The sequence below is a fragment of the Actinospineispora eucalypti genome (genome assembly GCF_039543365.1).
Lineage (GTDB): Bacteria > Actinomycetota > Actinomycetes > Mycobacteriales > Pseudonocardiaceae > Pseudonocardia > Pseudonocardia eucalypti.
On record NZ_BAABJP010000068.1, the window covers coordinates 237,768 to 247,903 of the forward strand.

6 protein-coding genes are annotated in these 10,136 nt (G+C 74.4%); 2 read left to right on the forward strand and 4 right to left on the reverse strand.

Translation table 11 applies throughout. The features are described from left to right. Nucleotides 1–74: 74 nt before the first annotated feature. The 3 genes from ABEB12_RS41450 to ABEB12_RS41460 are packed head-to-tail and all read right to left on the reverse strand — an operon-like array spanning nucleotide 75 to nucleotide 3,753. Complete coding sequence (locus ABEB12_RS41450; protein ID WP_185065778.1) at nucleotides 75–953, reverse strand: DNA/RNA non-specific endonuclease; 879 nt, start codon at nucleotides 951–953, stop codon at nucleotides 75–77. Continuing rightward, on the reverse strand, nucleotides 950–2,140 hold the full coding sequence (locus ABEB12_RS41455; protein WP_185065779.1) for a trypsin-like peptidase domain-containing protein: 1,191 nt from the start codon (nucleotides 2,138–2,140) through the stop codon (nucleotides 950–952). The genes ABEB12_RS41450 and ABEB12_RS41455 overlap by 4 nt, the downstream gene beginning before the upstream one ends. Continuing rightward, complete coding sequence (locus ABEB12_RS41460; protein ID WP_185065780.1) at nucleotides 2,137–3,753, reverse strand: S8 family serine peptidase; 1,617 nt, start codon at nucleotides 3,751–3,753, stop codon at nucleotides 2,137–2,139. The genes ABEB12_RS41455 and ABEB12_RS41460 overlap by 4 nt, the downstream gene beginning before the upstream one ends. A 187-nt stretch (nucleotides 3,754–3,940) precedes the next feature. On the opposite strand from ABEB12_RS41460, the gene ABEB12_RS41465 reads away from it, so the two are divergent. Continuing rightward, nucleotides 3,941–4,663 (forward strand): BTAD domain-containing putative transcriptional regulator, encoded by a 723-nt coding sequence (locus tag ABEB12_RS41465; RefSeq protein WP_185065781.1) that lies wholly within the window; start codon nucleotides 3,941–3,943, stop codon nucleotides 4,661–4,663. 25 nt (nucleotides 4,664–4,688) lie between these two features. Here ABEB12_RS41465 and ABEB12_RS41470 read toward each other — a convergent pair whose 3' ends face one another. Next, a complete protein-coding gene (locus ABEB12_RS41470; protein WP_185065782.1) occupies nucleotides 4,689–5,336 on the reverse strand; it encodes a hypothetical protein in 648 nt (215 codons plus the stop codon). Nucleotides 5,337–5,654: 318 nt separating this feature from the next. Between ABEB12_RS41470 and ABEB12_RS41475 the strand changes: the two genes are divergently transcribed. After that, nucleotides 5,655–9,941, forward strand: coding sequence for an AAA family ATPase (locus tag ABEB12_RS41475; RefSeq protein WP_221498796.1), 4,287 nt, complete (start codon nucleotides 5,655–5,657; stop codon nucleotides 9,939–9,941). The last annotated feature ends 195 nt before the right edge of the window (nucleotides 9,942–10,136 follow it).

Sequence of the window (10,136 nt, forward strand, 5' to 3'; positions counted from 1 at the left end):
TCGAGCAGGGTCCCGGAGTGTGACGCACCTCACCGGGGCTTCGGTAGGTGCAACTCAGCTAATGGCGGCATCGGTCAGATCACGACGCCCGCGTAGCCCTCGCCGATCGGCACCCGGTCTCCGGCGGCCTCCAGGCCGTCGGCGGACAGCGGCCGTTCGGCGTCGGCGAGGTAGCCGAGGTCCAGCCCGGTGCGCTCCACCAGGTGGGCCAGGGTGACGCGGTAGGTCCCCGGCTGGAACACCGCCTCGGCCAGGAAGTCGTCGATCAGCCCGCCCTGCTCCAGCACGTAGCCGGCGGTCGCCGGGGTGCCGTCGGCCAGGTCGTAGGCGACGATCTTCCAGAACGCCAGCGGCAGCCGCACGCCCTTGTACAGCGGGTCGCTCTCGGCCATGACCGGGCCGGTGAACACCGTGAGCCGCCGGTCGCGCAGCCGGGCGTGGTTCAGGATGAAGTTCTCCAGGCCCTGCCAGAGGTCCTGGCCCTGGTTGAACCGCTCGTGCTGCGGTGAGCAGTTGGTGAAGTGGAAGGTGTCGTCGTTGGCCCGCCGGGCCGCGTCGCCCCACACCGGGTCCAGCCGGCGCACCAGGTGGCCCCGGTCGAGCGCGTTGCGTTCGTACAGGTCCTCGCCGATCTGCTCGGTCTCCGCGATCCGGGAGTCCAGGAACCAGCGGTCGCTGTCCCGGGGCAGGTCCACCAGCTGGTGCCCGTCGATGTTCACCGCCGTGTAGAAGGCCAGCCCGCGCAGGCCGTTCATCACCACGCTGAAGTGCGGGTAGGGAAGCACCGTCGGGTCCTCGCCGGGGCCGGCGTCCACCCGCCTCGCCGCCAGCTGGCGCTGCGCATCGGTGAGCTTGGGCAGCGGTACGGCGGTGCGCAGGAATTGTGGGTCGTACCCGGTGTAGCCGGCGTAGTGGTCACGCGGCCGGGTCAGGTCGCTGGTCGGGACGCTCATGGGATCGGTACCTCCAGGGCGCGGAGCTGCTCGGCGCAGCCCGCGAACGCGTGCGCGCAGTTGGTGTCCAGGGACGCGCCGGCGAAGTGCAGGCCGAACGCGGCCGGGTCGGGGTCGAGCCAGCTGAGGACGGGGGAGCCGGAGTTGCCGGCCAGCGTGGTCGGGTCGTGCCCGAACACCCACTTGCGCTCGTCGCCGTCCAGCGATCCGAGCGGGCGGTGCGGCACACCCGGCGCGAGCCGTTTCACCCCGTACCGGTTGCCGAACAGGGTGCTGTTCACCCAGGTCCAGTCGATCCCCTCGTGCAGGCCGCCGGCGTAGACCGGGGCGGCGGGGAAACCGATCACGCAGCAGGAGCCGGTGTTGCCGCGCGGCGGGTCCGGGTCGGCGGACAGCGGGACGGCCGCCGGCACGGGCTGGCCGGCGACCGTTGGTTCGATGGTCAGCACGGCGGCGTCCAACCGCTGGAACCGGGGCCCCTCGATGCCCGGCACCCGGGCCTCGACGATGCGGAACCGGTTGGCGTCGGCGCTGCCCAACTCGGCGGTGAAGTCGATGAACGCGCCGTCCAGCACCCGGAAACCGGTCGCGGTGCGGATCATGGCGTGGGCCAGGCGCTGCCACATCGCCTCCACCACGTGCAGGTTGGTCAGCACCAGGCCCTTGCCGGCGTCCACCACCCAGCCGGTGCCGAAGAAGCTCCGCGCGGTCGCGTTGGCCGGTTCGATCCGCCCGACCGCCCGGCAGCGCGCCCGCAGCACCTCCCTGGTGGATTCGAAGCCGTCCCGCCAGTCGCCGGCGAGCGGGTGCGCCGGGTCCACGGCGGCGTTGCGGACCGGCAGGGTCGGCCGGGTGCCGTCGGTCCGGATCACCGCCTCGAGCGCGTGCGAGCCGGCCGGGCCGAGTGGGGCGTCCGGGTCCTCGGTCACCGCCCGTACCGTGCGATGGGTCTCCCGGAGCAGCACGTCCAGCGCCCGCCGGAAGTCGCCCGGGTCGCCGATCTCGTCCGGCGGTACCCGCCGGAACGCCTGGTCCAGCGCCGCCTCCAGCTGCCCGGTGACGTCGTCCGCGACGGCTTTCGCCGAGCCGCCCGGCGGCTCCCACCCGCCGGCCGGTGCCTCGAGGGTGCTCGCCTCCCGGGTGGGCCGGCGCAGGGCCAGGTTGCGCAGGTGGGTGGACGCGTTCACCGGTCGCCCCCGGTCGGCTCGAGGCCGAGCAGCGCGCACAGTTCCGGGCCGGCGGCCTCGGCCAGCGCGGCCGACACCGGGACCGCCGGCGGGGCCGACACCGGGACCGCCGGCACGGCCTCCCGGCGGAACCGGTCAGCCGAAGCGAGGCGGCCCTCCAGCACGGCGGCCGCCAGCTCCGGCCCGAAGTCGTGGAGGTCCGGCCCTTCGTCGCGTGCCGCGTCCGTCCCGGCCGCCTCGGCGACCAGCGAGCGCACCGACCCGGCGGCTCGTTCCCGGACGTCCGAGGGTGGTGGCACGGACTCCAGGTCACGGCCCAGGTCCAGGTCGGCGGCCAGCAGCGCCCGGGCGTCGACGATGCCCGCGCCGAACTCGAACGGGTCCCAGCCGGCCGGCCGGTTCGCGGTGGCCCGGAGCAGCCGGCGGAACATCCCCTGCAGCGTCTCGCCCCGCTGCCGGGCCGCGCCGACCAGGTTGGCCCGGCCGTGGTGGGCCAGCCACAGCGCGGCCACTCCGGCGGTCAGGGCCACCGCGAAGCTGGTGCCCTGGCCCTGCCCGACCTCGTCGCCGGCCGGCGACACCTTCGCCCGGAACACGTTCTGCCCCGGCGCCGTGATGTCCACCGCCGGCCCCCGGCAGCTGCCCGGCCAGGGCGCGTTCGCGGCATTGCTGCCGGCCACCGCGATGCAGTCGTCGTAGCGGGCCGGCCAGACCACGGTGCGCACGCAGTTGCCGGCCGCGGCCAGCACGATCACGTCCGCCGCCACCGCGCGGCGCAGCGCCCGGTCCAGCGAGAACGAGGGGATGCCGCCCAGGCTCATGGTGATCACCTGTGCGCCGTTGGCCACCGCCCAGTCGATTGCCCGTGCCACGGACACCTGGGTGACCCGGACGACGCTCTCGATCGCCCGGATCGGCATGTGCCGGGCCAGCGGGGCACTGCCGCTGACCACGTGCGCCTCTCCGGAGACCACCACGCTCGCGGTGCCGGTGCCGTGCCCCGGGTTCCCGCCGGCGCCGAGCGGGTCGGTCGGGTCGGGATCGCCGTCGAGCACGTCGAACCCCGGCACGGTGATCGCGTCCGCCAGCTCGACGTGTTTGGTCACCCCGGTGTCCGGCTGGGCGATCACCACTCCGTCGCCGCGTGACGGCCGGCCCTGCTGCTCGGAGAACGCCCACGCCTCGGGTACCCGCATGACCCGGGGCGCCCAGCGGGGCTGGTCCTCCAGCTCCGGCTCCGCCGGCACCCAGCAGCCCGGCGGGAAGTTGTCCAGGGTCTCCCGCGCCGGGCCGGGCTCGGCGTCCGGCTGCGGGAAGAATCCGGTCGGCAAGTCCGGTTCGGCGGCGACCAGGTCGAACTCCTCCACCGCCGCGTAGGCGGCGGCGAACACCGAGGGCCGGTCGGGGGCCAGCGCCCGGTCCGGCAGCGTCGCCACCAGCACCTCCGGCTCCAGGGTGGACAGCGGCGCCAGCTGGATGCCCAACGGCCCCCACTCCGTCCGCACCGCCTCGGCGACCCGGGCCGCTCGCCCCGGACGCGCCACCAGGGCGTACCGAGCCGTGTTCCCCGGCGCCGCCACCGTCGCGGCGCGCAGTGCATCCAAGCTGGTCATCGGCCCCTCCTCGGGTCCTGCCGCCGTGGGCATGCTGGAGGCCGGGCGTCAACGGGCCGTCATCGGCGCGTCTCCGACGGGGTGTCGGGTTTCGGACACCCTTCCTGTCGCGGATCGGACTGAGCCCGGCGCGGCCGGCGCCCACCATGGCGTGGCCGGATTCGCCTCGGGCGAGGAGAAGATCACGATGGATGCCCGTTCGGTCAACATCGACCTGCTCGGCGGCTTCGAGTGCTCCTACGGGGAAACCGCCGTCACCCTCCCACTGGGAGCCCGGCGGCTGTTGGCCCTGCTCGCACTGTGCGGCTCCGGAACCCACCGGGGTGGCGCTGCCGAGCGGCTCTGGCCGGACAGCCCGGCCAACCGGGCCGCCGGCAACCTGCGGTCGGCACTCTGGCGGGGCCGCCGCGTCGCCCAGACCACCCTCATCGAGTGCGTGGGCCCGCGGCTGCGGATGTCACCCTCGGTCGCAATCGACCTGCACGAGGTGCAGCACCGCGCGCAACGGGCGATGCGCGATCCCGCCCAGGTGTCCACCCGGGAGTGCGAGCACCTGGTGGCCGAGCTGAGCCGCCCGCTGCTGCCCGAGTGGAGCGAGGACTGGCTGGTGCTCGAACAGCTGCACTGGGACCAGGTCCGGCTGCACGCGCTGGAAGGGCTGGCCGAGGCGCTGCTCGTCCGGCGCGAGTACATGGCCGCGATGAGGACCGCGCTGGCCGCGATCGCGGTCGAGCCGGTGCGCGAGAAGGCCCACCGCACGGTGGTCCAGGTGCACCTGGCGGAGGGTAACGCGGGGTCCGCGCTGGTGCACTACCAGCAGTACCGCGCGTTGTTGCGGCGTGAGCTGGGCGTCAAGCCGTCGGGCCAGCTCACGCGGCTGGTCGGCGCGCTGGCGCCGGAGCGGATCTGACTTTCGAGCGACCGGCCGGCGCGGCTCAGGTGGTCCGGTAGCAGCCGGTGAACCGGCTGGACCCCAGCAGCGCCCTGATCTCCACCGGCAGGTTGGGTGAGTTGTAGGCGAAGCTGTCCCCGGCCACCGCCCGGTCCACCTGGATGATCTTGGCCTGCATGTGCCAGAGCTGGTCGTCGTCGAGGTCGCCGACCCTGGTCGACGTGGACACGCCCGCCGCCGCCGCGACCGCCAGCGCGTAGACGACGGGTTCGTTGCTGTCCGAAGCCGGGACGTACCGCGCGAAGGCGTCCAGTACGGACATTTCCGCGTACGGGGGCCGGCGCAGCACCAGCGCGATCGCCTCGAACCCGATCTCCCAGCTGGGAAAGATCAGCAGGCGTTGCCAGTTGAACTTGCCGGGATACTGGCCGAGGTCCGGCCCGCCGGCGGACCCGGCGAGGTTTCCGGGGTTGTTGTTCAGCCACGCGTAGCTGCCCTCGAGACCGCGCATGTGGGGTCGGCCCCGGGCGATCTCGTCGGCGTGGAAGACGTAGTTGTAGATCTCCTTTCCGTGCCCGAGGTAGTCGGTGGGACCGGTGGATCCGGGAAACCACTGCGCGCGCGGGATATCCAGGTCCCAGGAGATCCGGCCGTTCCAGTACCACAGGTGGTCACCCAGCTCCAGGCTCATGGCATGTCACCGTCGCCGACGGTCGTTCCCGGGCCGTCGAGGTGCCGTCCCGCCGTCGTCGCGAAGACGTCCGCCGGGCGTCTCCGGTGCGTCTCGGCCGGAAGGGCGCCCGGCTGATCAACCGCCGTACGACCTGGGCCGTTGACGCCGGAGAGACGCGCCGGTGACCCGGTCGCGACGGCCCGGAGACGCGGCATGGACGTTCCCGCACCCTTGGTGGAGACGCCTCTTCCGGGCCGCGGCCGGCCGGATATCCTTCAACTCGCAAGTTTCCTGGAGGGACGCCATGGTTCTTGCGTTGTGCCGGGCCGGTCGGTCGTGACCGCGTCCGTGGAGCTGGACGGCCCGCTGGTCGGCCGGCGGACGGAGCTGGCCCAGCTCACAGCGGCGATGGCGGCGGCCGACCGCCGGGGTGGCGAGCTGGTGCTGGTCGGCGGCGCGCCCGGGATGGGCAAGTCGACGCTGGTGCGCGCCTTCGGTGCGGCCGTGCGCGAGCACGGCGGGCTGTTCGGCTACGGCCGGTTCTCCGGCGGCGTGCGCACGCCCTACGCGGCGGTGGCGCAGGCGCTCGGTGAGCTGGTGGCGGCCATGGCCGGCGCCGCGCCGGCCGAACGGGACCGCTGGCAGGCCGACGTGGTGCGCGGGCTGTCGCCCGCCGGCGCCGGCGAGCTGGCCGGGTTGGTGCCCGGTCTCGGCGAGCTGCTCGGCGGGCCGTCCCCGGCCAACGGCTCGGGCGGCGCCCCGGACCCCCGGCACCGGCTGTGCCGGGCGGTCGGCCTGCTGCTCGCCGCGACGGCCAACTACCGGCCGGTGGCGCTGGCCATCGACGACCTGCACCTGGCCGACCGGGACTCGCTGCAGCTGCTCTCCGAACTGCTCGCCGCGCCGACCCGCAACCTGCTGCTGATCGGTACCTACCGTTCCGGCGAGTTCGACCCGGGCACCTGGTCGGCGCCGTCCGACCGGCCCCCGATCGACCTCGGCCCGCTGTCCGCCGGGGAGCTGGAGTCGCTGCTGGACGTGGTCTGCGGGCGCTCGCCGGAGCTGCCGGCGGTGGCCGGCGAGTTCCAGCTGCGCACCGGGGGCAACCCGCTGCGGGTGCACCAGCTGCTCGGCCGGGCGCGCCGCGCCGGTGCGCTCGAGCAGGGCGACTCGACGGCGTGGGATCTGGCCACCCTCACCGCCCTGGCGACCGGCGAGGACGACGACGAGTTCTTCGCCCGGGCGGTCGGCCAGCTGGCTCCGCCGGAACGGGCGGTGCTCGGCGAGCTGGCCTGCATCGGCGGCGAGTTCGAGCTGGAGCTGGCCGTCGACGCGGCCGGGCGGCCACCGGACGAGGTGGCCCGGGTGATCTGGGCGGCGATGGATGCGCGGCTGCTGACGGCCGTGGACCGCCGGGGCCGCGCGCTGAACCCGGTGATCGGCCGGGACGTCCGGTACCGGTTCAGCCACGACCGGGTCGCCGAGGCCGCCGCGGTGGGCCTCCCGGAGGAGACCCGGCTCGGGGTGCACCGGCGGATCGGGCTGTGGCTGATCGAGCGGGACGAGGACCGGCTGTTCGAGGCGGCCCGGCACCTGGCCTCGGGCGGGCCGTGCCGGGACGGCGAAGGTCCCCGGTTCGCCGAGGTCCAGCTCCGGGCCGCCGAGCTGGCCCGCCGCCAGGCCAGCTTCCCGCTGGCCCTCGAGCACGCCATGGCCGGGCTGGCTCTGCTCGCCCAGGGAGGCCGGCCGGAGCACCCGGAGCACCCGGAGCTGGCTCGGCGGTTGCTGCTCGGCGCGGCCGAGGCGGCGTACCAGGTCGGCGACTCGGCGTTGCTGGTGGAGCTGCTCGAGCGGGCGCGGACCCGGCTGGCCGAGCCGGTCGACCGGGCGGCGCTGGCACTGCTCCAGGTGCGCGGGCTGGTGGCCGAGCACCGCCTCCAGGACGCCCTGGCCGCCGGGCTGGCCGTGCTGGCGGAGCTGGGGCACGCCGTGCCCCGGCGTTCCGGCCGGCCGCGCGCCGCCGCCGAGCTGGTCCGGCTGAGGCTGGCCATGCGGCGATGGCCGGACCAGCGGCTGCTCGAGCTGCCGCGCTGTGCGGACCCGGTCCTCGACCAGGTCCACCTCATCCTGGACCAGCTGCGCAACATCAGCTTCCGGGTCGCGCCGGAGTCGTTCCCGCTGATCGTGGGCAAGGAGCTCGACCTCACGCTGACCACGGGGCTGGGACCCAGCTCGCCGGTGTCGCTGGCCAGCTACGGGTTGCTGCTGGTGGCCTCGGGGGACCACGCGGGCGCGCAGCGGTTCGGGGAGGTGGCGCTCCGACTGGCCGAGCGCCCCGAGTTCCTGGACACCCTGCCCCGCGTCCAGTTCCTCCGGCTGAACTTCATCCGGCACTGGCAGCGGCCCCTGCACGAGGGCCTCGGCGAGGTGCGCGAGGCGTACCGGCGGGCGCTGGACGGCGGGGACCGGGAGTACGCCGCGTTGCTCGCCGCCGTGCTGCTCTACCAGTCCGTGTGCGTCGGGCGGCCGATGGCCGAGGTGGACGCGATGGCCAGGGCAATGGTGCCGGAGATCCAGTCGGAGCTGATGCCCGCCCTGCTGTGCCGGTCGACCCAGCAGCTGTGCCTGAACCTGATGGGCCGGACGGCCGACCCGCTGCTGCTGGCCGGGGAGAGCGGGTACGACGAGCGGGTGGTGCTGCCCGTCGCCCAGCGGGAGAACGACGTGGTCGGGCTGAGCGCGGCGGCGGTCACCCGGCTGGTCCTGCACTACTGGTGCGAGGACTACGCCGGAGCGGTGCGCCTGGCCGAGGAGACCGGCCGGTACCTGGCCGGGCTCACCGGCACGGTGAACATGCAGGTCTTTCACCTGTTCAACGCGCTGAGCCGGATCCGGGTCGCTCCCGGGGAGCGGGCCACGGCGCGCGCGGTCCGCCGGGCGCTGGCCGCGATGCGGCGGTGGGCCTCGGACGCGCCGGGCAACTACGCGGCACCGTACGAGCTGCTGGCCGGCACCTGGGCGCGGGCCCGGGGAGCCGTGGGCCGGGCGGAGCGGCACCTGGACCGGGCGATCGCGCTGGCCGAGGAGTACCAGCTGCCGGTCTTCGCCGCGGCGGCGCACGAGGAGGCCGGGGCGCTGTACGCGCGGACCGGCCGCGCCTCGCTGAGCCGGATCATGGTGCGGTCGGCGTACGAGGGCTGGATCAGCCTCGGTGTGCTGGCCCGCGGCGCCCGGATGGAACAGGCGCACCCGTGGCTGCTCGGCCGGGACCTGATGCGGCCGAGCTCGGCGACGCCCGATCCGGCGGCGCTCCACCGGCTGGCGCAGGCGCTCGCCGAGGCCCAGACGATGCGCGCGCTGGCCGAGGTCCTGCTGCGCACGGTCGCGGACACCACCGGCGCGGAGCGGGTGCTGTTGTTCCTCGGCGAGGCGGACCGGCCGGTGGTCACGGCGGTCTGCCGGGGCGGGGTGGTGACCATGGTGGCACCGGGCTCGGCGGCGCCGGACCACGACCCGTCGCCGCTGGTGGAGGCCGCCCGCACCGGTCGCCCCGCGCTGGCCGCCGGGGCGCTGGTGGTGCCCATCCTGGCGCGGGAGAGCATGGTCGGCGCGGTCTACGCCGAGCACGGCGAGCCGCAACGGGCCTTCGGCCTGGCGCACCGCGAGGCGCTGCGCACGGCCTGCGCCTACGCCGCCGCGCCGCTGGTGAACCTGGAGATGGAGGGCCGGCTGCTGCGAGCCGACGAGCAGCGCCGGTCGCTGGTTGACGCCCAGTCCCGGTTCATCTCGCCGACCCTGCTGCGCATGCTCGACCTGGACGACCTCTCGCGGGTCCGGCACGGGCACCGGGTGGAGCGGCGGATGACCGTGTTGGTCTCCGACATCCGCGGCTACACCGGCCTGCTCGAGGGCATGAGCGTCTCCGAGGCGAGCGACCTGGTCACCGGGTTCCTGCGCGCGGTGGAGCTGCCGATCATCGCCAACAACGGCCTGGTCCAGGACATGCGCGGCGACGAGGTGCTGGCGGTGTTCGACACCGGGCCGGACGACGCGGTGCGCGCCGGGCTGGCCATGCTCCGCTCGCTGCGGGAGCACAACCGGGAACGGGTCGGCCGGGGCTCCCGCGAGCTGCGGGTGGGTATCGGGGTGAACACCGGGCCGGTGGCGCTGGCCATGGTCGGCGGGGTGAACCGGATGGCGCTGGCGGTCATCGGCGACTCGGTCAACCTGGCCTCCCGGCTGGAGGGGGCGACCAAGCGCTACCAGGTCAGCCTGGTGATCGGCGACCAAACCTACGCCGAGCTGGCCGAGCCCGAGCGGTTCCACATCCGGCGGATGGAGCGGGTGATGGTGGTCAACCGGGCCCGGCCGGTGACCGTCTACGAGGTGTTCGACGAGGATCCCGAGTCGGTGCGGGCGGCCAAGAACGCCGCGCGCGGCGCGTTCGACGAGGCGTTCGCCCGGTTCGACGCGGGTGACGTGGCCGGCGCCCGCGACGCGTTCGAGCGCTGCCGGGAGCTGCTGCCCGGTGACCAGGTGGCGCCGCTGCACCTGGCCCACTGCGCGGCGATGCTGTGCGGCGAGGTGGTCCCGGGCGAACCGGTCTCCCTCGGCCAGAAGTGACGAGCGGACGTGCTCGGCCCCGGGTTCATGGTCATGTCGCAGCTAGAGACGTTTCCGGTCGTCAAAGGGTCTCTCACCGCTACTTGACCATGAAGCGCTCCGCCGACCAAACGCAACGAGGGCACCCGAGCCGCGGCAGGTCAGTCCATCCACGCCGGGCAAGCTGATCTAAACCGCACCGAACCGTCAGTCCGG

Coding starts and splice junctions, on each gene's coding strand:
- ABEB12_RS41465 (WP_185065781.1), top strand. CDS start 3,941: ATGGATGCCCGTTCGGTCAACATCGACCTGCTCGGCGGCTTCGAGTGC.
- ABEB12_RS41450 (WP_185065778.1), bottom strand. CDS start 953: ATGAGCGTCCCGACCAGCGACCTGACCCGGCCGCGTGACCACTACGCC.
- ABEB12_RS41460 (WP_185065780.1), bottom strand. CDS start 3,753: ATGACCAGCTTGGATGCACTGCGCGCCGCGACGGTGGCGGCGCCGGGG.
- ABEB12_RS41470 (WP_185065782.1), bottom strand. CDS start 5,336: ATGAGCCTGGAGCTGGGTGACCACCTGTGGTACTGGAACGGCCGGATC.